Below are 25,693 nucleotides of genomic sequence, written 5' to 3'. Positions count from 1 at the left end.
TCGCCCGCCGGTTCCAAACCAGTATCGCGGAACCATAGCAGGAAAATGCCGAGCCATAGAAGAGCCTCGCTACAAATTCAGGGAAGGTGCCTTGCCGCGCGCGCTGCAGCGCGCGATGCTCAGCCCGGAGTAAAGCTAGGGAACCACCGCCATGAGACGACCGTTTGCCCTTCTCGCACTTCTCGGCATGCTGGCTTTTCCCGTCGCCGCCGAGACGCCCGCCCGGTTGACCGTTACCGGTCAGGGTGTGGCGGAGGCCGCGCCCGACATGGCGACGATCACCCTTGGCGTCACCCACGAGGCTGAAACCGCCGAGGCGGCAATGGACCGGGTTTCGGCCGATCTTGCGGGGGTACTCGACAGCCTGCGCGCCGCGGGAATCGAGCCGCGCGACCTGCAGACGGCCGGGCTCTCGCTGTCGCCGGTTTGGACCGGGCACGAGCAGGGCCAGCGGGCGCAGATCACCGGCTATTCCGCCTCGAACACGCTGAGCGTGCGGGTGCGCGAACTGGACGGGCTGGGCGGGACGCTCGACCGGGTGATTTCCGAGGGTGCGAACCGGTTCCAGGGGCTGAGCTTCGGGATGCAGAACCCCGAACCGCTGCGCGACGAGGCCCGCCGCCGCGCCGTGGCCGAGGCGCTGCGCAAGGCCGCGCTGTTGGCCGATGCTGCCGGGCTGACATTGGGTCCGGTGCTGTCTCTTGAAGAAGAAGGCGCCGACATGCCGCATCCGGTCAGGTTCGAGGCCGCCCGGATGGGGGGCGACGCGGTCCCCGTCGCGCCGGGTGAACTGGCCATCGAGGCGCGGGTCCGGATGGTCTTTGCCTTGGGCGAGTAATCCCGAGAAGGGCAGGGCGCGCCACCGCGCCCCGCCCGGACTGCCTCAGACCATGGCCAGCGCCTGTTCCAGGTCGGCGATGATGTCGGCGGCGTCCTCGATCCCGATCGAAACGCGCAGCGTATCGGGTGCGGCACCGGCGGCGACCTGCTGCGCCTCGCTCAACTGCCGGTGCGTGGTCGAGGCCGGGTGGATGATCAGCGAGCGCGTGTCGCCGAGATTCGCCACATGGCTGAACAGGTTGACCGCGCCGACCAGCCGGACACAGGCCTCATAGCCGTCCTTCAGCGCGAAGGTGAACAGCCCCCCGGCACCCTTGGGACAGATCCGCGCAACCCTCTCGTGCCAGGGCGAGGAGGGCAGCCCGGCATAAGTCACACGGGCCACCTTGGGATGGGATTCCAGCCAGCTTGCGACCTTGACCGCGTTCTCGACATGGCGCTGCATGCGCAGCGACAGCGTTTCGATCCCCATCAGCGTGTAATGCGCCGCTTGCGGGTTCATCGTCATGCCGAGATCGCGCAAGCCCACGGCGATGCCGTGGAAGGTGAAGGCCAGCGGTCCGAAAGTCTCGTGGAATTTCAGCCCGTGATAGGCGGGTTCGGGGTGGGCGAGCGAGGGGAACTTGTCCGAGGCCGACCAGTCGAAGCGCCCCGAATCGACGATGGCGCCCCCCGTGACGGTGCCGTTGCCTGTCAGATACTTGGTGGTCGAATGAACGACCAGCGTCGCGCCATGCTCGATCGGGCGGCACAGATAGGGCGTGGCCGAGGTGTTGTCGACGATCAGCGGCAGGCCGGCGGCGTCAGCCACGCCCGCGATGGCGTCCAGATCGGTGATGTAGCCGCCCGGGTTGGCGATCGCCTCGCAGAATATCGCGCGGGTGTCCTCGTCGATGGCGGCCCGCACCGCGTCCAGATCGTCGAAATCGACGAACTTGGCCGACCAGCCGAAGCGTTTGATCGTCTGGCTGAACTGCGTGACCGTGCCGCCGTAAAGCCGGGTCGAGGCGACCAGGTTGCGCTCCGGCCCCATCAGCGGGAACAGCGCCATGATCTGCGCGGCATGCCCCGAGGAACAGCAGATGCCGCCCACCCCGCCCTCAAGCGTGGCGATGCGTTCGGCCAGGACCGATACGGTGGGATTGGTCAGCCGCGAGTAGATATAGCCCACTTCCTGAAGGTTGAACAACGCCGCGGCATGGTCGGCATCGCGGAACACATAGGCCGTGGTCTGGTAGATCGGCGTCTGCCGCGCGCCGGTGGCCGGGTCGGGCCGCGCGCCCGCATGCACCTGCAACGTGTCGAAACCGTATTGCGGAGCCTCGCTCATCGGAACTCTCCCTGTTGTCCGTTTGCCGCCAGCATTAGGCCATCGCCCGCAACCCGGCAACATGGGGGCGGGCAAAAGGACAGCCTCCCGCGGCTGCCGTCGGGGCCGGAACGCTGGCCCTGCGGCGCTGGTCCGGCCGGTCCGATCATCCGCCTGTCCCGCTCAGCGCATCCAGAGATTGTGCCGTTTAAGAATGCTGCGGATCGCCTGTTCGCGCCGGGGCAGGGCCGCGCGGTCGAACAGCGCCCGCGCCCTGGCCCCCTTGCCCTGATAGACGAAACGCTTGATCGGCTCATGCGCCTTGATAACCTTCTTGACTTTGTTCGGGGCGCAGATCCGTTCCAGCAGGGCGATCACGCGGTCGCTTTCGCGGGCGTATAGCAGCGGCAGCGTGCGCCAGTGACAGGTCGTGTCGCCGTCAAGCCCCGCAAGCTCCGGCCCCGGCCGCCCGCCGCCAAGCCCATGGATCACCAGCGGCAGCGCTACCTGGTCGAGCCAGGGATCGAGCGGCTGGCAGACCAGTTCCGGCGGCGGGTCGTCGCGGATCGCGGTCGCGATGTCGAGGAAACGGCGGCCGAATGTGACCGGGCAGCGATGGAAGAACCAGCCCGCGTTGAAATAGAGATAGCGCTGCCAGTAGTCGTCGGGCTGGCTCGGGTCGAGCGAGCTGTCGAAATCCAGCCCGAACCGGTCATAGAGCGATTTCCAGATCGCGGACTGGCCCGGCCCGTAGGGCTCGATCACCGGCCATGTTCCCTCGCGCCGCATCGAGGCCGAGGGTCGGTCGAAATCGAACGGCACCCGCGACAGCGGGCCGGTAATCAGCGTGTCGGTGTCGAAGAAGACGAAGGGTCGTTCCGCCTCCAGCGCCATCAGCGCCTCGATCTTGTTGCCGTAAGGATAGGCGGCCCCGAAGGCGCGGCTTTCGAATCCCAGGATCTCGGCTCCGAACTCTGACAGCAAGTCGCGCGCGCCGGGATCGTCCATGCGCGGATCGGCGGGCCAGAGCGGCCCCGGCTGCGGCTCGGCCACGATCAGGCGGCCCGCAAAATCCGGGTCCGATGCGCGCAGTGAGGCGGCGAACAGCACCGCCTCGTATTGCAGCCGTCCGGCCTGACCGACGATCACGACGTCGAACCTGCCGCCCGTTCTCGTCCCCGTCCCAGCCATCGGCCATGGTCCTGCCCGGTCGTTCAGGCCAGTATATGCAGCCCGTCCGGGCCGGAAAAGCCGGTTCGGCCCGCTCAGCGCCGACACATCTTGCGCGACCTCAAGCGTCCCGAAGGCGCGCGCCAGTCGAGCCGGGCCTTGATCCGCGCGCGGTCACGCTCCTCGATCAGCGCCTGCCCCCGCGCGATCAGCCCCCGCGCCGCCAGCCCGGGCAGGGCCACGCCACGCGACAGGATCATCTGAATCACTCCGGTCATCCGCCTGTCCCCTTCGTACCGATTCCGCGACGAAACTGGGGCAGAAATCTGGCGAAAATGTGGCGACAAGAATGTGGCGGCGTCCGCAAGAACGGCCGCAGTTGTGCCAGCGCGCCGGGCCTTCAGGATGTGTCGGGAGGGGGAAGTGGTGGGCGACCCTGGAATCGAACCAGGCATGGGTCTCCCCGGCGGATTTACAGTCCGCTGCCGCACCTTGCAGCGCGTCGCCCTGAGTGAACGGGTGGATACGCCGGGGCCTGGGGCTCGTCAACAGGAAAATCCCTTGCGGAGGGCGGACCAAGGCCCCAAGGTCCGCGCCAGTTTGCAAAGGGTCTGGACGTGGTGAAGAAACCCACCTGGGTGATCGAGAAAGAACGTGCCCGGCGCGCGGCGGCGGCCTCGACGGTGTGGCTGTTCGGGCTGCATGCGGTGCGCGATGCGCTGGAAAACCCGCGCCGCGACAAGCTGCGGCTGATGGTGACCAGGAACGCTGCCGACCGGCTGGCAGAGGCCATCGCCGCCAGCGGGATCGCCCCCGAGATCTGCGATCCGCGCCGCTTCGAGGCGCCGCTCGATCCCGGTTCGGTGCATCAGGGCGCAGCGCTCGAGGTGCGGCCGCTTGACTGGGGGCGGCTTGTCGATCTGTGCGTCGCTGGGCCGCGGGGGCGGGTCGTGCTGCTCGACCGTGTGACGGATCCGCATAACGTGGGCGCGATCCTGCGCTCGGCCGAAGTGTTCGGCGCGGCCGCCGTGATCGCGCCGCACCGCCATTCCGCGCCCGAGACAGGCGCGCTGGCCAAGACCGCCTCGGGCGCGCTGGAACGCCAGCCCTATCTGCGGGTGCCGAATCTGGCCCGCGCGATGGACGAGCTGAAGGAAATCGGTTACCGGCTGATCGGGCTCGATGGCGCGGCCGAGGCGACGCTGGCGCAGGCGCTGGCGGATCAGGCGGATGGGCCGGTGGGGCTGGTGCTTGGGGCCGAGGGACCGGGGCTTCGGCAACTGACGCGCGAAAGCTGCGATGCGCTGGCCCGGATCCCGGCGGCGGGGGAGTTCGGCTCGCTCAACGTCTCGAACGCGGCGGCCGTGGCGCTTTATGCTGCAACCGCCGATCCCGCCGGATAGGCCATGCCGCGACATCGCGCCCCCTCGACACGGCCCGATCACAGTTCGCTGAGCGCACTGGAAGCCGGGCTTCGCGCTTCCTATTTGTCCAACCAGAGGGCAAGGCCCCGGAACGGTCTTGTTCTGCTTCACTGTCCCTCGTTCCGCGACTCGCGCCCGGGAGCAACTCGCCCGGGCGCCTTTTTGTGTTAGGCTCCGGGCCATGACAGTGTATTCCGACGACTTCCTGAAAGAGACGCTGACCCGCTCGCGGGTGATCGCGGTGGTGGGCGTCTCGCCCGATCCGGTGCGGCCAAGCCATTATGTCGCGCGCTATCTCGGGCTGCGCGGCAAGCGGGTGATCCCGGTCAACCCCGCCCATGCCGGCAAGACGCTGTTCGGCGAGACGGTCCTGCCGACCTGGCCGCGATTCCCGCCGGAATCCCGGTCGACATGGTGGATATCTTCCGCCGCTCCGAACATGTCCCCCCGATCGTCGATGAGGCGCTGGCGCATCTGCCCGCATTGGCGACGGTCTGGATGCAGATCGGCGTCCAGAACCCCGAAGCCGCCGCCCGGGCCGAGGCGGCGGGCAAGCGGGTGATCCAGAACCGCTGCCCGAAGATCGAGTACCAGCGCCTCTTCGGCGAGCTCCGCATGGGCGGGTTCGCGACGGGGATCATCTCGTCCAGGCTCTGACCCGAGGCCCCATGCCCGACATCCGCCGCCACATCACCCGCGACGTTCCCGTGGCACATGTGGCCCAGACCCCCGACCAGGTGATCGCCGGGCTCCGCGGCACCAACCACCACGGGGTGGGCACGGTCTTCGTGATCGACGGCGGGGACAGGCTCCTCGGCCAGGTGCGGCTGGCCGAGATCTTCGCCGCCGCGGGCTCGCCGCTGTCGCTCGATCGGTTCGTGCAGGCCCCGCCGGTGACGATCGGCCCCGACACCGACCAGGAGGACGCCGCCTCCACGGCGATCCGCGAACAGCTGATCTCGCTGCCCGTGGTGGACGGCGAGGGGCGATTCCTGGGCGCGATGCCGCCCCATGCGATCATGCAGGTCCTGCGCGAGGAACATGTGCAGGACCTGCACCACCTTGCGGGCATCTGGCGGCACACCGAGGACGCCCAGCGCGCGCTGACCGAGCCGCCCGTGGTGCGGATGCGCCACCGCCTGCCGTGGCTGATGATCGGGCTGGCGGGCAGCATGGTGGCCACCCAGGTCGTCGCGGGGTTCGAGGCCACGCTGGAACGGCATGTGGCGCTGGCCTTCTTCATCCCGCTGATCGTCTATCTGGCGGACGCGGTCGGCACCCAGACCGAGGCCATCGCGGTCAGGGGGTTGTCGCTGACCACGGGCGGGCTCAGGCGGGTGCTGCTGGGCGAGTTGGGCACGGGGCTCCTGATCGGGCTTTGCCTCGCGGCGGCGGCGGCGGGGTTCGAACTCCTGATGTTCGGCCAGCCGGGGCTTGCCACCGTGCTGGGCGTGTCGATCCTCGCGGCCTGCGCGATCGCGACCACCATCGGGCTGATGCTGCCCTGGGCGTTCGCCCGGATCGGCTGGGATCCGGCCCTGTCCAGCGGGCCGATCGCCACCGTGATCCAGGACGTGCTCAGCCTGCTGATCTATTTCCTGATCGCGTCGGCGGTGCTGGGCTAGCCGCGCGCCGCCTTCTCGTCGAGGCCGCTTGTCCCCTCGCGGCGTTCGAGTTCGGCCAGAACGTCCGACAGCGTCACGTCGCGGGCGGCCAGCATCACCAGCAGATGGTAGAGCACGTCCGCCGCCTCGGCCGTCAGCCTCGCGCGGTCGCCGCGGACCGCCTCGATCACCGCCTCGACCGCCTCTTCGCCGAACTTCTCGGCGCATTTCTCGGGACCCCTGGCCAGCAGTCGCGCCGTCCACGAGGTCTCGGGGTCGGCCCCCTTGCGCGCCGCGATCGTGGCCGCCAGACGGTCGAGCGCGCTCATGCCGGCCTCACGGGGATACCGGCCGCGGCCATGTGCGCCTTGGCCTCGCCGATCGTGTAGGTGCCGAAATGGAAGATCGAGGCGGCCAGAACCGCGCTTGCCCCCCCTTCCGTCACCCCTTCGACCAGATGATCCAGCGTGCCGACGCCCCCCGAGGCGATCACCGGCACGTCCACCGCCGCCACGATGGCGCGGGTCAGGTCCAGATCGAACCCCGCCTTGGTGCCGTCGCGGTCCATGCTGGTCAGCAGGATCTCGCCCGCGCCCTTGGCCACCACGGTCTTCGCGAACTCCACCGCGTCGATCCCCGTCGCCTTGCGCCCGCCATGAGTGAAGATCTCCCACTTTCCGGGCGCCACGCGCTTGGCGTCGATGGCGACCACGATGCACTGGCTGCCGAACTGCTCGGCCGCCTCGCGCACGATGTCGGGGTTGGCGACCGCCGCCGAGTTGAAGCTGACCTTGTCGGCCCCCGCCAGCAGCAGCGCGCGCACATCCTCGACCGTCCGGACGCCCCCGCCCACCGTCAGCGGCATGAAGCATTGTTCCGCCGTGCGCCGGACCACGTCGAACATGGTGCCGCGGTTCTCATGAGTGGCGTGGATGTCGAGGAAGCACAATTCGTCTGCACCGGCCGCGTCATAGGCCTTGGCCGCCTCGACCGGATCGCCGGCATCGACGAGGTTCACGAAATTCACGCCCTTGACCACGCGGCCATCGGCCACGTCGAGGCAGGGGATGATGCGGGTCTTGAGCATGGGCGGCTCCTTTGGTGCCCTCATAGCCCGGGCGCGCACGAGTTGAAAGCGTCGGAGGCGGGGCGCTGCCCCGCACCCCGGGATATTTGAGGCCAGAAGAAGATGCAAAGGGGCTTCTTCTGGCCGGAAATATCCCGGGGGGAGTCCGAAGGACGGGGGGCAGCGCCCCGCCTTCGCGGCTTCAGCTGCGCAGCGCGACCAGCGCCGCGGCGAGGTCGAGCGCCCCGTCATAGAGCGCGCGCCCGGAGATCGCGCCGGAAATCACGCCGGTATCGCGCAAGCCGATCAGGTCGGCCAGCGACGACACGCCGCCCGAGGCGATCACCGGGATCGTCACGGCCCGGGCCAGGTCTTCCGTCGCGGCGATATTGGGTCCCGCCATCGCTCCGTCGCGGTCGATATCGGTGTAGATGATCGCCGCCACGCCGGCGTCCTCGAAGGACCGGGCGAGATCCGTGGCCGTCACGTCGGTGTCTTCGGCCCAGCCCCTGGTTGCCACCTTGCCTTTACGCGCGTCGATGCCCACCGCCACGCGACCCGGAAAGGCACGCGCAGCCTCGTGCACCAGCGCCGGGTTCTCCACCGCCACGGTGCCGAGGATCACCCGGGCGATGCCGCGCGACAGCCAGCCCTCGATCGTGGCCATGTCGCGGATGCCGCCGCCAAGCTGTGCGGGCAGGTTGACCGCCGCAAGGATCGCCTCGACCGCCGCGCCGTTCACGGGCTGTCCCGCGAAGGCACCGTTCAGATCGACAAGATGCAGCCATTCGCAGCCCGCCTTCTGGAAGGCCAGGGCCTGCGCCGCAGGGTCGTCGCCGAAGACCGTGGCCTTGTCCATCTCGCCGCGCAGCAGGCGCACGCATTGGCCGTCCTTCAGGTCGATGGCGGGGTAGAGGATCACGGGCAGGCTCCGGCGGTTGTTTCGGCTGGCGCGCCGGTTATGCCCGAAAGCGGGTGGAATGCAACGCGTCCCGTGCGGTCGCTACTTCTCGATCCGGACGGTCTGGCGCAGCGCACCGGTTTCGGCGTCGAAGATCAGGATGCGGTCGTCCGCGGTGACAACCGCGACCCAGTCGCGCCCGCGGGTGAAGGCCGTGGCAGTCGCGCCATCGGGCAGGCGGACCTCCTCGGGCAACGGCAATGCGCCGCCCCCAGGCATCCGGATGACAAACAGCGCGACGATGACTAGAAAGCCTGCAATCATGGTGACCATCAGCACGGTGACCAGCACGCGCAGAAGTTTCAGGTTCGGGGGCAGGGCCTCCGGGTCCGGGGAATCGTTCATGTCCACGCCCATCTCCACGCCGCGGCGGCTGACGGTCGTCATCGGACCGAACCCGCCTGACCGCCTTGATAAGGCGCTGGCCCGCGATGTGCCAGAGGCCGAGGGGTTGACGCGCTCGCGGCTGGCCAAGCTGATCGCGGCGGGTGGCGTGGCGCGCGGCGGGGCCGTGCTGAGCGAAGCGCGCGCGCGGGTGGCCGAGGGCGACGAGATCGAGATCGCCTTTGCCGAACCGACCGAGGTCGCGACCTCGGCCCAAACGATTCCCCTTAATGTCGTCCATGAGGATGACGACCTGATCGTGATCGACAAGCCCGCGGGCATGGTCGTTCATCCCGCGCCGGGCTCGCCCTCGGGAACGCTGGTCAACGCGTTGCTGGCCCATTGCGGTGAAAGCCTGTCTGGGATCGGTGGCGAAAAGCGACCGGGCATCGTGCATCGCATCGACAAGGAGACGAGCGGGCTGTTGGTGATCGCAAAGACCGACAAGGCTCATGCCACGCTTTCTGCGCAATTCGCCGCCCACAGCGTCGAACGGCATTACCGCGCGCTGGTCTTCGGGGTCCCGGATCAGGGCGATCCGCGCCTGCGGGGCATTGACGGTATCAGCTTCGAGCCGGGCGGGGTCATGCGGATCGCCACCCGGATCGGGCGCCACCCTTCGGACCGTCAGCGCCAGGCCGTTCTGAACTCGGGTGGTCGCCATGCGGTCACGCGGGTCCGTGTGGTCGAGACATTTGGCGCGCCACCGGCGGCGGCCCTGGTCGAATGCTGGCTGGAGACCGGCCGCACCCACCAGATCCGCGTGCATCTGGCCCATGCCGGCCATGGGCTGATCGGCGATCCGGTCTATGGCGGGCGGCGGCGGCTGTCCGAGCGCGCGGTGGGCGCGGCGGCCACGGCTGCGGCGGCCGCCTTCCCGCGCCAGGCGCTGCATGCCGCGACGCTGGGCTTCGTTCACCCGGGAACCGGCGAGATGATGCGTTTCGCCTCGCCCCTGCCGGAGGACATGCAGTTCCTCGCCGCGGCGCTGCGTGTTTGAAACAAACTCGCAAACCTGCGTGATCCGCTGACATCTTTACCCGAAATTTACCGGTTTCCGTCCGATTCCGGTCCATTCTGCGCGAAAGGGATAAGGGCAAGTGAATCGGGTTAACTTGAACCGCCCGGTTCAATTCCTAGATTCAAGGCAAAGCACGAGGGAGCAACAGGGATAGACATGAGCACATATGCCAACCTTCCCGCCCCGTCTCCGGAGCAGGGGCTGAACCGCTATCTTCAGGAAATCCGCAAGTTTCCGCTGCTGGAGCCCGAAGAGGAATACATGCTGGCCAAGCGATGGGTCGACCATCAGGATTCCGAGGCGGCGCATCGGATGGTCACCTCGCATCTTCGGCTGGCAGCCAAGATCGCCATGGGCTATCGCGGCTACGGCCTGCCCCAGGCCGAGGTGATCTCCGAGGCCAATGTGGGCCTGATGCAGGCGGTCAAGCGGTTCGATCCCGAAAAGGGCTTTCGCCTCGCGACCTACGCGATGTGGTGGATCCGTGCCGCGATCCAGGAATATATCCTGCGGTCGTGGTCCCTGGTGAAATTGGGCACGACGAGCGCCCAGAAGAAGCTGTTCTTCAACCTGCGCAAGGCCAAGGCCCGGATTGGCGCGCTGGAAGAGGGTGATCTGCGACCCGAGAACGTCGCGCGCATCGCCCATGACCTGAACGTGACCGAGGACGAGGTCATTGCCATGAACCGGCGCCTCTCCGGGGGCGATGCCTCGCTGAACGCGATGGTGGGCGGCGCGGAAGGCGACAGTTCGACCGAATGGCAGGACTGGCTCGAGGACGAGGATGCAGACCAGGCCGGGGCCTATGCGGAGCGGGACGAAATGGAAAGTCGCCGCGCGCTCCTGGTGGAGGCGATGGCCGTGCTCAACGACCGCGAGAAGGACATCCTGTTGCAGCGTCGGTTGCAGGACCAGCCGGTCACGCTGGAGGAATTGTCCAGCGTCTACGATGTCAGCCGCGAACGTATCCGCCAGATCGAGGTGCGTGCCTTCGAGAAACTGCAGAAGCGCATGCAGGATCTCGCCCGCGAAAAAGGCATGCTGACACCGGCCTGATCGAGCAAGTTGCCTAAAATTCGTCTCAGTTCTACGGAAAAACGGCCAGATTCGACAACTAGAGCGAGTGTCAGCGGGGCGCTTGTGCTTGGGTTGTTTGGTGACTGGTATGAGTATGGAACTGGCCGAGCTTTTGTCGGCACTGGGAGAAACGGCCCGCAAGGGGGCGTTTGACGAATTCGCAACCCATGCCGAGAAGGCCGAGGCGATGGTCGCTGCCCTGCCGCCGGAGATGGCGGGCGATGCCGCCGCATTCCGCCGCCAGATCGCCGCCTTGCGCGGTGAACTGGTCCACAGCGCTGGGTTTCAGGCCGAGAATGACCGCCTGAGCGCGGCGCTCTCCGCAGCCGAGGCGCAGGGCGACACGGTCCTCGCCCGCAGCCTGTCCGAGTCGCTTTACCGGCGCGGCAGGGCCATCATGGCGATGCTGCGATTCCGCGACGAAGCGGTCGAGCCGGAAGGCGAGCCGACGCGCCTCCTCTTCGCGGCGATTGCGGCGGGGGATGTTGATCGCTTGCGGGACTGCCTTGCAGGGGCCGATCTCGACGCACGCCACGGGGCGCTGGAGGAAACCGCGCTCTTTCACGCCTTGTCGGTCGAGGGCCGGTCGGTCGCGGTCGTGGAATTCCTGCTCGACCAGGGGGCCGATCCCGATGCGGGCATGACCGATGGCTACCGGCCGCTGCATGCGGTGGCGGCGTATCCCTGGGGCTGGGAAACCCCCGAAACCAAGGCGGTGCTGGCCGATCTCCTGGTGAAGGCGGGCGGCGATATCGAGGCGCGAACCGAAAGCTGGGGCTGGACACCGCTGCACCGGGCCGTTCTCGAAGGCTCGGCCGACGATCTCGAGGCGCTGCTGCGGGCTGGCGCCGATCCCAACACGCCGTTCGATGAGCGGTCGCAGCCTTGGTTCACCCCCGGTCGGCTGCCCCTGCAGATCGCGGGGCATGACACGGCCAAGGTGCGGGTCTTGCTCGAATATGGCGCCGATCCTTCCAAGACGGATGCGCAGGGCGAGGATACGGCCGCATATCTGCGCGCGCTGATCGCCGAACACCTGGCCCGCCGTGCCGAGGAGGACGCGCATCGCGAGGGGCTGGAGCGCTCGCTGGCGCTGGTCCGGGGCTGGCCTGCCCGGTCCTGAAACCGGTCAGGGCAGAACGGCCAGCCATAACCACGCCGTGAGGATCGAGGCGGCCGTCCCCATCAGCACCGAGGACGCCGCCACCCGCCGGGCCGCGCCATACATGTTGGCGAAGATATAGGCGTTGACGCCCGGGGCCATCGCGGCGGTCACGACGGCCGAGCGGAACTGCCCGGTCTCCAGCTCAAGCTGCGTGCCCAGAGCCCAGACCACGGCGGGGTGGATCACCAGCGAGATCGCGCAAGCATACGCGATCACGCGCAGATCGCCCTCGGGCCGGTAGCGGTAAAGAACGCCCCCAAGCCCGAACAGCGCCGCCGGAAGCGCGGCGCGGATCATCAGATCCAGCGCGTCTGTCAGCACGCCGGGCAGCGCCATCCCGGTCAGGTTCACCGCCAGCCCCAGCGCGATCCCGATCACCAGCGCGTTGCGGAACATCGCCTTGAGTATCGCGCCCGAGGTGCCCAGTACACCCGTCCCGCGATTGCGCACGATCTCCATCGCGGTCAGCCCCAGCCCGTAGCAAAAGGGCGAATGCATCGCGATGATCGCATAGTTCGGTGCCAGCGCCTCCGCGCCATAGGCCCGTTCGGTGATCGGCAGGCCCAGCAGAAGCGAGTTGGAAAACAGCCCGACAAAGCCGATGGCGACGCTGTCTTCCCAACTGCGGCGAAACAGGAACCGCGCGCCGAAGAGCCCCAGGAAGAACCCGGTGGTGGCCCCGGCATAGAAGCTGGTCAAAAGCCGCCAGTCGAATTCCTGCCCCAGATCCAGCGTCGAGACCGCGCGGAACAGAAGGCAGGGAATGGCGAAGTTCTGGGTGAACTTCATCAGCCCGTCGACGCCCGCATCGGAAAACAGCCCGCGCCAGACCGCGACATAGCCGAAGCCCAGCACCAGAAAGACCGGCAGGATGACGTCCAGAAGCGCCTGCATCAGGCCGGCAGGCTCAGCACCATCCCGTCATGGGCGGGGGTGACATGGGCGGGCGTCTCGGCCGCCACCGTCTCGTAATCGAGGTCAATATGCATGTTGGTCAGCACCGCGCGCGCGGGCGCCAGGCGCTCGATCCAGCCCAGCGTGCGCTCGAGATGGAAATGCGTGGGATGCGGCGTGCGCCGCAGCGCGTCGATCACGAGGATGTCCAGCCCCTGAAGCAGCGGCAGGCTTTCGGCATAGATCTCGGCCACATCGGGAAGATAGGCCAGCCCCCCGATGCGGAACCCCAGCGCGTCGATGGCACCATGGTTCACCCGGAACGGCACCAGCGTCACCCGCCCGCCCGCGCCGTCCACATGCACCGGACCGTCGATCGTGTGCATGGTCAGGATCGGCGGATAGGGCGAGCCCTCGGGCTGGCTGAAGGCATAGCCGAAGCGGGAATAGAGCGCGTCCTGCGTCGCGCCATCGGCCCAGACCGCCAGCCGCTGGCGGGTGTTGAACACGATCTGGCGCAAATCGTCGATGCCATGGACATGATCGGCATGGGAGTGGGTGTAAACCACCGCGTCCAGCGTGCCGATCCCGGCGTGGAGCAATTGCTCGCGCAGGTCGGGCGAGGTGTCGATCAGCACGCGGGTCGTGCCCTCGGCCCCTTCGCGCTCGACCAGCATCGAGCAGCGCAGGCGGCGGTTGCGCGGGTTGTCAGGGTCGCAGGCGCCCCATTGCCCGCCCAGCCGCGGCACGCCGCCCGACGAGCCGCAGCCCAGGATGGTGAACCTGAGCGCGCCGCTCACGCGGCCTCCTGCCAGCGTGCGGCCTTCCAGAACAGCCGGTCGAAATTCGCCTGCGTCCGGGTGGCGAAATCGGCATAGTCGAGGCCGAAAAGCTCGGCGCCGACCCGGGCGGTATGGACGGTATAGGCCGGTTCGTTGCGCTTGCCGCGATGGGGCGGGGGGGCCAGATAGGGCGCGTCGGTTTCCAGAAGGATCCGGTCCAGCGGCGCGGCGGCAAAGATCTCGCGCAACTCCTGCGATCTGGGGAAGGCCGCGATGCCCGACATCGACAGGTAGAACCCCAGATCGAGCGCGGCACGCGCCAGCCCCGCGCCAGAGCTGAAGCAATGCATCACGCAGCCATAGGGGCGCGCGCGGTATTCCTCGGTCAGGATGCGCGCCATGTCCGCGTCGGCGTCTCGCGCGTGAACGATCAGCGGCAACCCGGTTTCCTGCGCCGCTGCAATATGGATGCGCAGGCTTTCCTGCTGCACCGCCGCGCTGTCGGCGGTGTAGTGATAATCGAGCCCCGTCTCGCCGATGCCGACGAATTTCGGATGCCGGGCCAGTGCGATCAAGTCGTCCAGCGTGGCCATCGGTTCCTCGGCCGCGCTCATCGGATGGGTGCCCGCGGCATAGAAGACGGGGGCATAGGCGTCGGCGATGCCGCGCACCTGCGGCTCGTTTCGCAGCCGGGTGCAGATCGTGACCATCCGCGTCACCCCGGCGGCTACCGCGCGGTTGACCACAAGATCAAGCTCGTGCCCAAAATCGGGAAAGTCCAGGTGACAATGGCTGTCGGTGATCCGGGGGGTGGGTTGGGTCATCTCGCCTCAGGCGGCCAGCCGGCCGGCGGTCTCGTCCATTCTGAGAACCGTATCGAGGATGAGCGAGGCAGGGTCAAGGTTGACGGCCCGCCCCTGTCGCGCGCGGGCGGTCAGGATCTGCGCGGCCTCGGACCAGCTGCGGGCGGCATCGGGGCCGGGGGCAAGGCGTGCCAGCATCGCCGCCTCGCCCGGCGCGGCCTCGGGGGGCGGGGTGCCGGTGGCGCCGGTGCGGGCCAGCCGGGCCAGCATCAGCTCGATCAGCCGCAGCGTCAGGTCGAACCGCGCCTCGGCCGCGCGGCCCGCGGCAGATTCGGCCAGACGGATCGCGCGGGGCCGGTCCAGCCGCGGATGGTCGGAAAAGATCGTCACAAGCTCGGCATAAAGTGCGAGCCCCTCAAGCTGGGCCAGCCGGATCGCCTCGCCGACCGATCCGCCCGACAACTCGGCCAAGGCCGCGGGATCGCCCGGCACCTCCTGTCCGGCGGCGGCCAGCGCCTCGGCCATCGCGGCGGGGGAAAGGGGCGAAAGCCGCAGTTCGCGGCAGCGCGAGCGGATCGTGGGCAAGAGCCGGGCGGGCTGGTGGCTGACCAGAAGCAGCGTCGCGTTGGCGGGCGGTTCTTCGAGCAGCTTCAACAGCGCATTGGCGGCGCTGGCGTTCATCTCGTCGGCCGCATCCACGATCACCACGCGCCGCCCGCCCTCGGCCGCCGACATCCCGAAGAAGCCGCGCAACCGGCGCACCTCGTCCACGGTGATGACGGTTTTTAGCCGTTTCTTGTCGTCGTCCCATCCGCGGCGGATCAGCATCAGCCCGGGGTCTGACAGCGCCGAAATCCGGCGGGCGACCGGGTGATCGGGCGCGATGTCCAGCCGGTCGGGGGCAGGGGGCGCATCGCCGAACAGCCCGCCCCCCGTATCGACCATGGGCTGGGCCAGCAGAAACCGCGCGATCGTCCAGGCCAGCGTCGCCTTGCCCACCCCGCGCGGCCCGGTCAGCAGCCAGCCATGATGCATCCGCCCGCCCGCGAAGGCATCAAGGAACGCCGCCTCGGCCGCGCCTTGCCCGATCACGCGGGCGGTTTCGCGCGGATGGGGGGCGCCTTCGACGCGGTCGGGTTCGGGGATGGCCTCGTCGCTCATGCCAGCGCCGCCTGCGTCAGCGCCGCGATCTCGGCGGCGATGGCATCGGCCTCGCGCGTTGCGTTCACGACCCGGCAGCGGCCGGCGAATTCCTGCGCGAGGTCCAGAAAACCCGCCCGCATCCGCGCCTGCATCGCCTCGCCGAAATCCTCGAACCGCTCCTCGGTTCCGTTACGCCCCCGGGCGCGCGCCAGCCCCGTCCCCGGGTCCATGTCCAGAACGAAGGTCAGGTCCGGTTCGCGCCCGATCATCAGCGCGTGCAGCTTGTCCACGACGCGGCGCAGATCGCCCCGCGTGATGCCCTGATAGACACGGGTGGAATCGGCGTAGCGGTCGCAGATCACCACCTTGCCCGCCGCCAGCGCCGGTTGAATCGTCTTCTCCAGATGGTCGCGCCGCGCGGCGGTGAACAGCAGGATCTCGGTCTCGGCCGACCAGCGGTCGGGATCGCCTTCCAGCACCAGCCGCCGGATCTCCTCGGCGCCGGGGCTGCCACCCGGCTCGCGGGTCAGCACGACCTCGCGGCCGCGCGCGCGCAAATCCTCGGCAAGGCGCCGCGCCTGGGTGGACTTGCCCGAACCGTCGATGCCCTCGAAGGTGATGAACCGCGCGGCCCCGCCCATGTCAGAGGCCCGTGGCCTCCCGTCCCAGCCCGATCAGAACCTCGCTGGCGCTGCGCAGCCGCGGCACGAAACCGCCGCGCCCGACCGCGCGCTCTGCCACCAGCGGCACCCGCAGGGGATCCATCTCGGGCCGCGTTATGACCAGTTCGCCCAGTTCTTGCCCCGCCTCGATCGGGGCGAGGATTGGCGTGCGGTAGTGCACCTCGGCCTCGAGCGCGCCCTGCGCCAGCGCGGGCAGGAGGATCGCGATATCGTCGGGGGCGACCAGTCCGACCTGCTCGATCTCGCCCATCCAGACCTTGGTTGCAGCCACGCGCTCGCCCTTGCGCAGAACTTCGCGCTGGACGAACTGGCGGAACGCCCAGTTCACGATCCGCTCGCCTTCCTCGGCCCGCTGTGCCTCGGTTTCGAGCCCGGTGATCACGAAGACCACCCGCCGACCGTCCTGAACCGCCGAGCCGACAAGACCATAGCCGGCCTCGCGCGTATGGCCGGTCTTCAGCCCATCGGCCCCGATCCCGAGTTTCAGAAGCGGATTGCGGTTGAACCGGTTCTGCGGCGCGCGACCGTCAAAGGGGTACTCCGCCTCGGCGAAATAGCCGTAGTATTCGGGGAATTCCTCGATCAGCCGCTCGGCTATGATGCCCAGATCGCGCATGCTCATCCGCTGGTTCGGATGCGGCCAGCCGGTGGAGTTGGCGAAGGTCGAACCGGTCATGCCCAGCGCGCGGGCCCGTTCGGTCATCAGTCGGGCAAACGCCTCCTCGGTGCCCGCCAGCCCTTCGGCCACCACGACGCAGGCATCATTGCCCGACTGCACGATGATGCCGCGGATCAGTTCCTCGACCGTAGGCCTGTCGCGGTCGTTCAGGAACATGGTCGAGCCACCGATCGCCATGGCGCGGGACGACACCGAAAACTGCGTCTCGAGCGTCACGCGCCCGTCGCGCAATGCCTCGAACAGCATGTTCAGCGTCATCAGTTTCGCCATCGAGGCGGGCGGCATCGACTCGTCGGCATTCTTGGACAGAAGCACGGTATCGGTGGCCGGATCGAAGACATAGGCCGCGGTCGCGCGGGTCTCGAAGGCCGCGCGGGCTGGCCCGGCCAGGGCAAGCGCGGCAATCGCCGCAAGCATGGTCAGGGTCTTGGCTCGCAGGAAGGTCTGTTCCATGGTCCGCAGCGCCTCACTTTGACACGTAATAGGCATCGGTGTAGCCGAGCCCCTTGACCTTCTCAAGCAGCGCGGCCTGATCCTCGCGGCTGACCGAAGGTCCGATGACGATGCGCCAGAGGGTCTTGTCCCCCCGCCGCTGTTCCCGGATCGAGGGCACGATCCCGGCCTTGCCCAGCGTCTGGGCGGCGTCGCGCGCATTCTGCTCGACAGTGAAGATGCCGACCTGGATGAAGGGCCGATCCAGCGTCGAGGCGCGCGGGGCGGCGGGCGCCGCCGCGGTCTGGGCTGCCTGGGCCTCGCCCGGAAGGGCGACCGTGCCGGGCGGCGGGGCGGCGATGTCGGCTTGTGTCATCGCAGGCATGCGGGGGGACGCCGCGGGGGCGGCGACCGGGACGCCGGTTGCGGGCGGCGGCTCGGCCCGTGCCGGACGACGTGCGGGCGGGGTCGAACCGGCGGCGGCCGGGCCAGCGCTCGCGGCGGCGCCCGGTGCCGGGGTCGCGTCGCTTGCCGCCGGTTCCGCCGCCTTCTCGCGGCGCAACGCAACCACGCGCAGCTCGGTCGGCTTGCCGGCCAGAAGCGCCAGGGCGGAGGCCGCGTCCGCCGAGACCTGCAACTTGGGCCCCGGCATCTCGCGCTCGCGACGGAACAGCGCGCCCTGTACGGATTTTCCGTTCTCGGTGTTCCGGATGAGAACCCGCTGCGGACTGGGTACATCGGGATGGGCGACCCAGACACCGCCCAGCGAGGGACGACCGTCCCAAAGTCCACTCTCGGTGGTCGAGAAGATGTCCGGCGCCTCGACATCGCCCTGGGCGATCGCGACATCGCCTCCGGTGCCGTTGGCGGTCACTTCGTCCGGAGCAGGTTCCTGAAGCGTCGCGAATGGCCCGCTGCCGTCCTGGCAGCCCGCCAAGAGGGCCGCCATGCCCAGCGCAACGGCCAGCCGTCCGATCCGGTTTCCCGCCATCCCTTGCCCCCTCTTCGCGCGGGTGTCCCGCGTCGCATGTTTCTATGCCGGATCCAGCAACTCTGGTGACGCGTCGGCACTCCTCGCGGTCCGGCCTGCCTGCCTGGTCCATGATAGCCGCAGCCCGGCACCAAGGAAAGGCTCGGACCCGGCCCCGGGCGAGATTCAGCCCTTCAACTCTGCCGGAGCGGGATAGGGCCGGTCATGCGGCACTGGACCCTGTCCATGGACTGTGCTTAGAACGGCAACCGGTCGTCCGGATGTCCGGCCCGGACGGCCCGGAATCGCCGTGCCCGGGTTGAAGGCTCCTGTCTTCTGAACCTGAGACGGAAGGGTGGCAGAGTGGTCGATTGCAGCGGTCTTGAAAACCGCCGATGTGCAAGCATCCGTGGGTTCGAATCCCACCCCTTCCGCCAATTATTGCAATAGGTGGGCGCCGATCCCTTCCGCCCCGGACACCCTCCTGAAGACGGGCGGTGCGGGCGTGTTGCGATCCGGTCGCGCCGCGCAACCTGCAGCATCTGCGCAGACCGCCGACGCAAGCGCGCCGCACCCCCCGGGACGGGCCGCACCATGCCACGCGGAGCGTCGACGCTGCCTTCTGGCCGCGGCGGACGGTTCGCCTGAATCGCTGTAAGGGCGCTCCTCGCAGCTCCGGGCAGCCCCATGCCGACGTCGATCCGGGCTCACGCGGTCGCGGATCGGGTGGATCCTTGCAGGAAATGCAGGGCGGTCCCCTCAGACCTCGATCGGCACCAGCACGTCGGGCTCCACCACCTTGACGTCGGGCAGGCCCTGGCGCAGCGCCTCGGCATCCTGTTCGAGGATCGGGAAGGTGCGGTAGTGGCAGGGGATCACCAGCCGGAAGTCGAAATAGGTGCGGGCGGCATAGGCGGCGCGTTTCATGTCCATGGTGAAATGCCCGCCCGCGCAGAGGATGCCGATATCGGGGGCGTGCAGGTCGTTGAACACCTCCATGTCGGCCATCACGTCGGTATCGCCCGAGACATAGATCGTGTGCCCCTCGCCCGCGATCATGAAGCCCGACTCCGTGCCGGTATAGACCGGCCCCTGCGGCCCCGAGACCGACGAGGAATGGGTGGCGTTGACCATGGTCACGCGGACCTCGCCCAGCGCCACGGTGCCGCCCTTGTTGAAGCCGATTGTGGCGATGCCCTCCTTTTCCTCCCACCAGCTCATCAGGTCGTAGATGCCGACGCAGGGGATCGACATCTCGCGCGCGATGGCGACGGCATCGGCGATGTGGTCGAAATGACCATGGGTGACAAGGATACGGGTGGCGCCCGCGATGGCCTCGGCGCGGCGGTCCTCGGGGAACACGGGGTTGCCGACCAGCCAGGGATCGACCAGCAGGACCTGGTCTGCGATCTCGATGCGGAAGCCGGAATGGCCGAGCCAGGTGATTTTCATGTCTGCCTCCCTGTGATCTGGCGGCCCTGCGGCCTAGGTCTGGGGCAAGACTAGCAGAGCGGGAGGCGATTTCCATGGACTGGATGGCCCAGGTGGACGCCTATTGCGAGCGCACGGACTTGGGCTACTGGTCCGAGCCGGTGAACGCGGTGACGAACGCGGCCTTCCTGGTCGCGGCGGCGGTGATGTGGCGCCGGACCGGTGGGCTGGCGCTGGGCCGGGCGCTCTGCGTGGTGCTGGCGGTGATCGGGGTGGGAAGCTTCCTGTTCCACACCCATGCGACACTCTGGGCGGCGATGGCGGATGTGCTGCCGATCCTGGGCTTCATCCTGCTTTACCTTTTTGCCGCGCATCGGGATTTCTGGGGGCTGGGGCCCTGGCCCGCGCTGGGGCTGACGGCGCTTTTCCTGCCCTATGCGGCGGGGACGGGCTGGCTGTTCGGGCAGCTTGGCTTTCTGGGCTCGTCGGCGGGCTATGCGCCGGTCGCGCTGCTGATCCTGAGCCATGCCGGGCTTCTGGCGCGGCGGGCGCCTGCGACGGCGCGGGGGCTGGCGCTTGGCGGCGGGCTGCTGGTCGTCTCGCTGACCTTCCGCACGCTGGACGAACCGCTTTGTGCGGTGCTTCCGCTCGGGACGCATTTCCTGTGGCACGTCCTGAATGCCGTCATGCTGGGCTGGATGATCGAGGTCTATCGCCGCCATATGGGCGCAACGCACTGAACCGCAGCGGATTTGCGCACGCGGCCTCGCTTCGAAGTGGCAGATCATGGTCCCGGCCAAGACCGCAGCATGCGCGCCGCGGCCGGGAACCGTCCGATGTCAGGCCCCGCGCGAGAGCGCCGCGATACCGGTGCGCGCCATCTCCACCAGCCCCAGCGGGCGCATCAGTTCGGCGAAGGCGTCCACCTTCTGCGGCGTGCCGGTGATCTCGAAGACAAAGCTTTCCAGCGTCGAATCCACCACATTCGCCCGGAAGATGTCCGCCAGCCGCAGCGCCTCGACCCGCTTCTCGCCCGCGCCCGCCACCTTGAACAGCGCCAGTTCCCGCTCGACCGAGGGGCCCTCGACGGTCAGGTCATGCACCTCGTGCACCGGCACGATCCGGCCAAGCTGCGCCTTGATCTGCTCGATCACGGCGGGCGTGCCGACGGTGACGATGGTGATGCGGCTGGTATGGCCGGTATGGTCGACCTCGGCCACGGTCAGGCTGTCGATATTGTAGCCCCGCCCCGAGAACAGCCCGATGACGCGCGCCAGCACGCCGGGCTCGTTGTCGACGATCACCGCCAGCGTGTGCCGCTCGATCACGTCCGAATTGGGGTCGCGCAGGTCGTAGGCGGAATGCTTCGACGTGCCCTTCTGGATGTTGAGTGCTGCTGCCATGTCTCTTCTTCTGGCTCCAAATATCCTCGGGGGGAGTCCCCGCAGCGCGGGGACGGGGGGCGGAAAGCCCCCCATGCCGCCGTCACACCAGCGCGGCGCCTTCCCTGAACGCCTCGGCATCGGCGGCAAGCAGCATGTCGTTATGCGCCCGCCCCGAGGGGATCATCGGGAAGCAGTCCTCGTGCTTTTCCACCAGGCAATCGAAGATCGCCGGCCCGTCATAGGTCAGCATTTCGGCGATGGCGTCGTCCAGATCGGCCGGGTCGGAACAGCGGATGCCCTTGCAGCCGAACGCCTCGGCCAGCTTGACGAAATCGGGCAGCGCCTCGGACCAGCTGTGCGAATAGCGGTTGCCATGCAGCAGCGACTGCCATTGCCGCACCATGCCGAGACGTTCGTTGTTCAGGATGAACTGCTTGACCGGCGTGCGATACTGGATCGCGGTGCCCATCTCCTGCATGTTCATCAGCCACGAGCCTTCGCCCGCCACGTTGATCACCAGCGCCTCGGGATGCGCGATCTGCACGCCGATGGAGGCGGGCAGCCCATAGCCCATGGTGCCCAGGCCCCCCGAGGTCATCCAGCGGTTCGGCGCCTCGAAGCCCAGGAATTGCGCGGCCCACATCTGATGCTGGCCGACCTCGGTGCAGATATAGCGGTCGGCGCGGTGCTTGGTCAGCGCCTCCAGCCGTTCGAGGGCGTATTGCGGCTTGATGACCGTGTCCGAGTTCCGGTAGCGCAGGCACTCGACCTTCTTCCACTCGGCGATCTGCGCCCACCAGCGCGCCAGGCCCTCCCTGTTGACTTTGCGGCCGCGCGATTTCCAGATCCGCAGCATGTCCTCCAGCACATGGGCGACATCGCCGATGATCGGCATGTCCACGCGGATCGTCTTGTTGATCGAGGAGGGGTCGATGTCGATATGCGCCTTGCGCGAGCCGGGGCTGAAATCGGCCACCCGCCCGGTGATCCGGTCATCGAACCGCGCGCCGATATTGATCATCAGGTCGCAATCATGCATCGCGAGATTGGCCTCGTAGAGCCCGTGCATCCCCAGCATGCCCAGCCAGTTCTTGCCGGATGCGGGATAGGCGCCCAGACCCATCAGCGTCGAGGTGATCGGAAAGCCCGTGGCCTCGACCAGTTCGCGCAGCAATTGCGTCGCCGCATCGCCCGAATTGATCACGCCGCCGCCGGTGTAGAACAGCGGCCGTTCCGCCGTTTCCATCGCCTCGACAAGCCGCGTGATCATCTCGCGGTCGCCCTTGACCTGCGGATTGTAATGCGCATTGCCCGCCTCGCGCGGGGCGACATAGGTGCCGGTGGCGAATTGCACGTCCTTGGGGATGTCGACCAGAACCGGGCCGGGCCGGCCGCTGGTGGCGACGTGAAACGCCTGGTGGATCGTCTGGGCCAGGCGGTCGGTCTCCTTCACCAGCCAGTTATGCTTGGTGCAGGGCCGCGTGATGCCCACCGTGTCGGCCTCCTGGAAGGCATCGTTGCCGACCATGAAGGTGGGCACCTGACCGGTCAGAACGACCAGCGGGATCGAATCCATCAGCGCGTCGGTGATGCCGGTGACCGCGTTGGTCGCGCCCGGCCCCGAGGTGACCAGCACGACGCCGGGCTTGCCGGTCGAACGGGCATAGCCCTCGGCCATGTGGACCGCGCCCTGTTCGTGGCGGACCAGGATGTGCTGGATGTCGTTCTGCATGAACAACTCGTCATAGATCGGAAGCACGGCGCCGCCCGGGTAGCCGAAGATCACCTCGACGCCCTGATCCTTGAGCGCCTGCACCACCATCTTCGCGCCGGTCATCTGTGTCATCTGTCTCTCCGTACCTTCCGCCGTCCGTCCGTGCATCCGCAGCGCATAAAAAAACCCCCGGTCAAGGCGGGGGCGCATGTGGTTACCCTGGGTCGGTCCCTACCGGCCCATGCGCCTGTCCTTCACCGCCACATCTACGACCGCCATCGGGGTTCCCCTGCTTGCGTGCGCGGGACATTAGGTGCGCGCCGGATGGGGGTCAACCCGCAAAGGCCAGAATTTTCGTGCCCTGTGGCAAGAAATCCTTTCCGTTTGTTGCTTGCGGCAGGGCGTTTGCGCATGGATCGGAAAACGGGGGGCGGTTGCAGCCGAAATTGTTTGCAGGCGCTGGCGGGGCGAGCGTGGACCGGGCCGCGTCCATTCGACCCCGTGAAAAAGTCCGCCCGGGCGTTCGCGGCTATTTATCTGGGGCAAGGCTGTCGATAGATTTCGTCCACGCAAACGATCCGCCCGCTCAAGCGGCGGGCGCCAACCGGGAGGATTATTGATGGATCGCCGTTCTTTTCTGAGGACCTCCGCGCTGGGCGGCACGGCCGCGGCCGCCGCCGGGACGCTGGCCGCGCCCGCCTATGCGCAGGGCCGGCGGACGCTGACGCTGGTCACCACCTGGGGCCGCGGCCTTGCGGGGGTGCATGACGCCGCGCAATACTGTGCCGATGCGATCACCGCGATCACCGATGGCCAGCTGAGCGTGGACCTCAAGGCCGCGGGCGAACTGGTCGGTGCCTTCGAGGTGTTCGACGCCGTCTCGGCCGGTCAGGCCGACATGTATCACGGTGTCGATTACTACTTCCTCGGCCAGCACCCGGCGCTGTCCTTCTTCAGCCAGGTGCCGTTCGGGATGACCTTCCAGGAATACAACAACTGGCTCCACCATGGCGGCGGCCGCGAACTGGCGGACGAACTGTACAGCATCTTCGGGCTCAAGGCGTTCTCGGCGGGCAATACCGGCCCGCAGGCCGGTGGCTGGTTCCGCAAGGAGATCAACGGTCCCGAGGATTTCCAGGGCCTGAAATTCCGCATGCCTGGCCAGGGCGGCCAGGTGCTGGGCAAGCTGGGCGCGAGCGTGCAGAACCTGCCGGGTTCCGAAGTGTATCAGGCGCTGGCCTCGGGGGCGATCGACGGGACCGAATGGATCGGGCCCTGGGCCGACGAGAAGGCCGGTTTCCAGGAGATCACCAAGACCTATTACACCGCCGGCTTCCACGAGCCCGGCCCGAACCTGAACCTGACAGTCAATCTCGAAATGTTCGAGGATCTGGCCCCGGCGCACCGGGCCGCGATCGAACAGGCGGCGGGCGCGTGCAACATCTGGTCGATGTCCCAGTTCATGGCGAACAACGCCGCCGCGCTGACCCGGTTGCAGGCCGCGGGCGTGCAGATCCTCGAATTCCCCGACAGCGTCTGGGATGCCTTCGGCGCCGCCTCGCTCGAGGTGATCGCCGAGCCGATGGGCGATCCGCTCTACAAGAAATGCCATGACAGCTACATGGCCTCGCTGACCAGTTCGGCAGCCTGGAATGGCCGGTCCGAGGCCGAGTTCGCGGCCCAGCGCAACCGCGTGATGGGGCTCTGATCCGAAATCCGGCTGGCGCCCCCGTTCGCAGCGGGGGCGCCGCGCCAGCCCTTTCGCATCCGCCCCGACCGGGGGCCGATCCGCGACGGCTGGACAACAGGGGGCGCAGATGGACGGGTCCGGATCGGCCGGCGTGCTGGGCGCGCTTGGGGGCGGGGTGCTGTGGTTCGTCAAGAACCTCGCCCTTGCCTTCTACAATCTCGGCCATGCGATCGCCCATCCGGGGCTGTGGCTCGACTGGTCGAACCCGCAGGCGATCATGCGCGTGGTCTATTACGGCGCCTCGACCGAGCTTTTCTTCGTCGTGCTTGCCGCGTTCCTCGTATTGACCGGTCTGGGGCTGTGGCGGCGGGCGATCATGTGGGGGTCGGTGCGCGCGCTGGAGGGTTTCGCCAACACCATCGGCCGGTTCTTTGCCTGGGCGGGGCTTCTGATGGTGCTGCAACAGATCATGATCGTGTTCCTGCAACGCATCTTTCGCGTCTCCGAGATCAGCCTTGGCCCGCTGGGCTATGCGTTCTCCAAGGATCTCAGCTGGTGGTCCGAGGAGCTGAAGCTTTACAACGCGATGATCGTCTGCCTGTGCATCAGCTATACCTTCGTGCAGTCCGGCCATGTCCGGGTCGATCTGGTCTATGCCCATGTCAGCCACCGCACCAAGCGGCTGATCGACATGGCGGGCGCGCTGGTCTTCATGATGCCGATGGCGGTGCTGGTCTGGCTTTACTCGTGGTATTTCCTCTGGCGCCATCTCATCACGCCCAAGCCCTCGGCTTCGGAATCGCTCGACCGGCTGTTGATGAAGGCGCAGGCGCTGCGCTGGAATGTCGAGACCATCGGCTTCTCGCCCAACGGCTTCAACGGCTATTTCCTGTTCAAGGTGCTCCTGGTGGCCTTTGCGGGGCTGGTGTTCCTTCAGGCCATCGCGGTCTTCTACCGGGCGCTGCTCGAATATCTCGAAGGCGAGGAGAGCGCGGGCAAATACCTTGACAGGGACAGTCTGGGCCCGGGCGAAGACGCCCGTGAAGCCACGCATTAAGGGGGCAGG

General features: G+C 67.9%; 26 protein-coding genes, 2 tRNA genes and 1 pseudogene. 11 read left to right on the top strand and 18 right to left on the bottom strand.

Annotation, left to right across the window (positions count from 1 at the left end):
* Nucleotides 1-151: 151 nt before the first annotated feature.
* Nucleotides 152-838, top strand: coding sequence for an SIMPL domain-containing protein (locus NHN26_RS04895; RefSeq protein ID WP_253088387.1), 687 nt, complete (start codon nt 152-154; stop codon nt 836-838).
* Between the two features lie 45 nt (nt 839-883).
* Here the strand turns inward: NHN26_RS04895 and NHN26_RS04890 are convergent, their stop codons facing one another.
* The 4 genes from NHN26_RS04890 to NHN26_RS04875 form a co-directional block, all read right to left on the bottom strand.
* Nucleotides 884-2,170 (bottom strand): O-acetylhomoserine aminocarboxypropyltransferase/cysteine synthase family protein, encoded by a 1,287-nt coding sequence (locus NHN26_RS04890; protein ID WP_253088386.1) that lies wholly within the window; start codon nt 2,168-2,170, stop codon nt 884-886.
* A 162-nt stretch (nt 2,171-2,332) separates the two neighbouring features.
* Nucleotides 2,333-3,340 carry a GT-B fold glycosyltransferase domain-containing protein gene (locus tag NHN26_RS04885; RefSeq protein WP_253088385.1) on the bottom strand — a complete coding sequence of 336 codons (1,008 nt, stop codon included), beginning with the start codon at nt 3,338-3,340 and terminating at the stop codon, nt 2,333-2,335.
* A 74-nt stretch (nt 3,341-3,414) separates the two neighbouring features.
* A complete protein-coding gene (locus NHN26_RS04880) occupies nt 3,415-3,597 on the bottom strand; it encodes a hypothetical protein (protein ID WP_253088384.1) in 183 nt (60 codons plus the stop codon).
* A gap of 146 nt (nt 3,598-3,743) precedes the next feature.
* A tRNA-Tyr gene (locus NHN26_RS04875) sits at nt 3,744-3,827 on the bottom strand.
* A 112-nt stretch (nt 3,828-3,939) separates the two neighbouring features.
* Between NHN26_RS04875 and rlmB the strand changes: the two genes are divergently transcribed.
* The 3 genes and pseudogenes from rlmB (at nt 3,940) to NHN26_RS04860 (ending at nt 6,368) form a co-directional block, all read left to right on the top strand.
* A complete protein-coding gene (rlmB, locus tag NHN26_RS04870) occupies nt 3,940-4,722 on the top strand; it encodes a 23S rRNA (guanosine(2251)-2'-O)-methyltransferase RlmB (RefSeq protein WP_253088455.1) in 783 nt (260 codons plus the stop codon).
* Nucleotides 4,723-4,924: 202 nt separating this feature from the next.
* A pseudogene (locus NHN26_RS04865) lies at nt 4,925-5,400 on the top strand (CoA-binding protein).
* A gap of 11 nt (nt 5,401-5,411) precedes the next feature.
* The gene (locus tag NHN26_RS04860) at nt 5,412-6,368 is read left to right on the top strand and encodes a magnesium transporter (RefSeq protein WP_253088383.1); all 957 of its coding nucleotides are present in this window, start codon (nt 5,412-5,414) and stop codon (nt 6,366-6,368) included.
* Here the strand turns inward: NHN26_RS04860 and NHN26_RS04855 are convergent.
* The 4 genes from NHN26_RS04855 to NHN26_RS04840 form a co-directional block, all read right to left on the bottom strand.
* Nucleotides 6,365-6,676: a phosphoribosyl-ATP diphosphatase gene (locus NHN26_RS04855; protein WP_253088382.1), complete on the bottom strand. Its 312-nt coding sequence runs from the start codon at nt 6,674-6,676 to the stop codon at nt 6,365-6,367. The two genes, NHN26_RS04860 and NHN26_RS04855, sit on opposite strands and share 4 nt — an antisense overlap.
* On the bottom strand, nt 6,673-7,434 hold the full coding sequence (gene hisF / locus NHN26_RS04850; RefSeq protein ID WP_253088381.1) for an imidazole glycerol phosphate synthase subunit HisF: 762 nt from the start codon (nt 7,432-7,434) through the stop codon (nt 6,673-6,675). Before hisF ends, NHN26_RS04855 begins: the two co-directional genes overlap by 4 nt.
* Before the next feature lie 181 nt (nt 7,435-7,615).
* Nucleotides 7,616-8,335 (bottom strand): 1-(5-phosphoribosyl)-5-[(5-phosphoribosylamino)methylideneamino]imidazole-4-carboxamide isomerase, encoded by a 720-nt coding sequence (gene hisA, locus NHN26_RS04845; protein ID WP_253088380.1) that lies wholly within the window; start codon nt 8,333-8,335, stop codon nt 7,616-7,618.
* An 81-nt stretch (nt 8,336-8,416) separates the two neighbouring features.
* The gene (locus NHN26_RS04840) at nt 8,417-8,719 is read right to left on the bottom strand and encodes a DUF6476 family protein (RefSeq protein WP_253088379.1); all 303 of its coding nucleotides are present in this window, start codon (nt 8,717-8,719) and stop codon (nt 8,417-8,419) included.
* On the opposite strand from NHN26_RS04840, the gene NHN26_RS04835 reads away from it, so the two are divergent.
* From NHN26_RS04835 to NHN26_RS04825, 3 genes are all read left to right on the top strand, one after another.
* Nucleotides 8,718-9,758 (top strand): RluA family pseudouridine synthase, encoded by a 1,041-nt coding sequence (locus NHN26_RS04835; protein ID WP_253088378.1) that lies wholly within the window; start codon nt 8,718-8,720, stop codon nt 9,756-9,758. The two genes, NHN26_RS04840 and NHN26_RS04835, sit on opposite strands and share 2 nt — an antisense overlap.
* Before the next feature lie 177 nt (nt 9,759-9,935).
* The gene (gene rpoH, locus NHN26_RS04830; RefSeq protein ID WP_253088377.1) at nt 9,936-10,835 is read left to right on the top strand and encodes an RNA polymerase sigma factor RpoH; all 900 of its coding nucleotides are present in this window, start codon (nt 9,936-9,938) and stop codon (nt 10,833-10,835) included.
* Nucleotides 10,836-10,944: 109 nt separating this feature from the next.
* Complete coding sequence (locus NHN26_RS04825; RefSeq protein WP_253088376.1) at nt 10,945-11,979, top strand: ankyrin repeat domain-containing protein; 1,035 nt, start codon at nt 10,945-10,947, stop codon at nt 11,977-11,979.
* A gap of 6 nt (nt 11,980-11,985) precedes the next feature.
* Here NHN26_RS04825 and NHN26_RS04820 read toward each other — a convergent pair whose 3' ends face one another.
* From NHN26_RS04820 to NHN26_RS04790, 7 genes are read right to left on the bottom strand one after another with little or no spacing between them, the layout of a single operon-like run.
* Complete coding sequence (locus NHN26_RS04820) at nt 11,986-12,915, bottom strand: AEC family transporter (protein ID WP_253088375.1); 930 nt, start codon at nt 12,913-12,915, stop codon at nt 11,986-11,988.
* Complete coding sequence (locus tag NHN26_RS04815; protein WP_253088374.1) at nt 12,915-13,715, bottom strand: MBL fold metallo-hydrolase; 801 nt, start codon at nt 13,713-13,715, stop codon at nt 12,915-12,917. Before NHN26_RS04815 ends, NHN26_RS04820 begins: the two co-directional genes overlap by 1 nt.
* Nucleotides 13,712-14,521 (bottom strand): TatD family hydrolase, encoded by an 810-nt coding sequence (locus NHN26_RS04810; RefSeq protein ID WP_253088373.1) that lies wholly within the window; start codon nt 14,519-14,521, stop codon nt 13,712-13,714. The genes NHN26_RS04815 and NHN26_RS04810 overlap by 4 nt, the downstream gene beginning before the upstream one ends.
* Before the next feature lie 6 nt (nt 14,522-14,527).
* Nucleotides 14,528-15,661, bottom strand: coding sequence for a DNA polymerase III subunit delta' (locus NHN26_RS04805; protein WP_253088372.1), 1,134 nt, complete (start codon nt 15,659-15,661; stop codon nt 14,528-14,530).
* Complete coding sequence (gene tmk, locus NHN26_RS04800) at nt 15,658-16,284, bottom strand: dTMP kinase (RefSeq protein ID WP_253088371.1); 627 nt, start codon at nt 16,282-16,284, stop codon at nt 15,658-15,660. Before tmk ends, NHN26_RS04805 begins: the two co-directional genes overlap by 4 nt.
* Before the next feature lies 1 nt (nt 16,285).
* The gene (locus NHN26_RS04795) at nt 16,286-17,458 is read right to left on the bottom strand and encodes a D-alanyl-D-alanine carboxypeptidase family protein (protein WP_435594174.1); all 1,173 of its coding nucleotides are present in this window, start codon (nt 17,456-17,458) and stop codon (nt 16,286-16,288) included.
* A gap of 13 nt (nt 17,459-17,471) precedes the next feature.
* Nucleotides 17,472-18,428 carry an SPOR domain-containing protein gene (locus NHN26_RS04790; RefSeq protein ID WP_253088370.1) on the bottom strand — a complete coding sequence of 319 codons (957 nt, stop codon included), beginning with the start codon at nt 18,426-18,428 and terminating at the stop codon, nt 17,472-17,474.
* Nucleotides 18,429-18,756: 328 nt separating this feature from the next.
* Here NHN26_RS04790 and NHN26_RS04785 point away from each other — a divergent pair.
* A tRNA-Ser gene (locus tag NHN26_RS04785) sits at nt 18,757-18,844 on the top strand.
* Between the two features lie 322 nt (nt 18,845-19,166).
* On the opposite strand, the gene NHN26_RS04780 is transcribed toward NHN26_RS04785, so the two are convergent.
* Nucleotides 19,167-19,859 carry a metal-dependent hydrolase gene (locus NHN26_RS04780; protein ID WP_253088369.1) on the bottom strand — a complete coding sequence of 231 codons (693 nt, stop codon included), beginning with the start codon at nt 19,857-19,859 and terminating at the stop codon, nt 19,167-19,169.
* A gap of 74 nt (nt 19,860-19,933) precedes the next feature.
* Between NHN26_RS04780 and NHN26_RS04775 the strand changes: the two genes are divergently transcribed.
* Complete coding sequence (locus tag NHN26_RS04775; RefSeq protein ID WP_253088368.1) at nt 19,934-20,578, top strand: ceramidase domain-containing protein; 645 nt, start codon at nt 19,934-19,936, stop codon at nt 20,576-20,578.
* 99 nt (nt 20,579-20,677) lie between these two features.
* On the opposite strand, the gene ilvN is transcribed toward NHN26_RS04775, so the two are convergent.
* Nucleotides 20,678-21,241 carry an acetolactate synthase small subunit gene (ilvN, locus tag NHN26_RS04770; RefSeq protein WP_253088367.1) on the bottom strand — a complete coding sequence of 188 codons (564 nt, stop codon included), beginning with the start codon at nt 21,239-21,241 and terminating at the stop codon, nt 20,678-20,680.
* Between the two features lie 82 nt (nt 21,242-21,323).
* Complete coding sequence (locus tag NHN26_RS04765; RefSeq protein WP_253088366.1) at nt 21,324-23,069, bottom strand: acetolactate synthase 3 large subunit; 1,746 nt, start codon at nt 23,067-23,069, stop codon at nt 21,324-21,326.
* A gap of 487 nt (nt 23,070-23,556) precedes the next feature.
* Here NHN26_RS04765 and NHN26_RS04760 point away from each other — a divergent pair, with 487 nt between their 5' ends.
* Both NHN26_RS04760 and NHN26_RS04755 read left to right on the top strand, forming a co-directional pair.
* Nucleotides 23,557-24,645 (top strand): TRAP transporter substrate-binding protein, encoded by a 1,089-nt coding sequence (locus NHN26_RS04760; RefSeq protein WP_253088365.1) that lies wholly within the window; start codon nt 23,557-23,559, stop codon nt 24,643-24,645.
* Between the two features lie 109 nt (nt 24,646-24,754).
* The gene (locus NHN26_RS04755) at nt 24,755-25,684 is read left to right on the top strand and encodes a TRAP transporter small permease subunit (RefSeq protein ID WP_253088364.1); all 930 of its coding nucleotides are present in this window, start codon (nt 24,755-24,757) and stop codon (nt 25,682-25,684) included.
* Nucleotides 25,685-25,693: the final 9 nt, after the last annotated feature.

It is taken from the genome of Rhodovulum tesquicola (assembly GCF_024128855.1).
Taxonomy (GTDB): domain Bacteria; phylum Pseudomonadota; class Alphaproteobacteria; order Rhodobacterales; family Rhodobacteraceae; genus Rhodovulum; species Rhodovulum tesquicola.
This window is presented reverse-complemented; position numbering and strand designations above follow the sequence as displayed.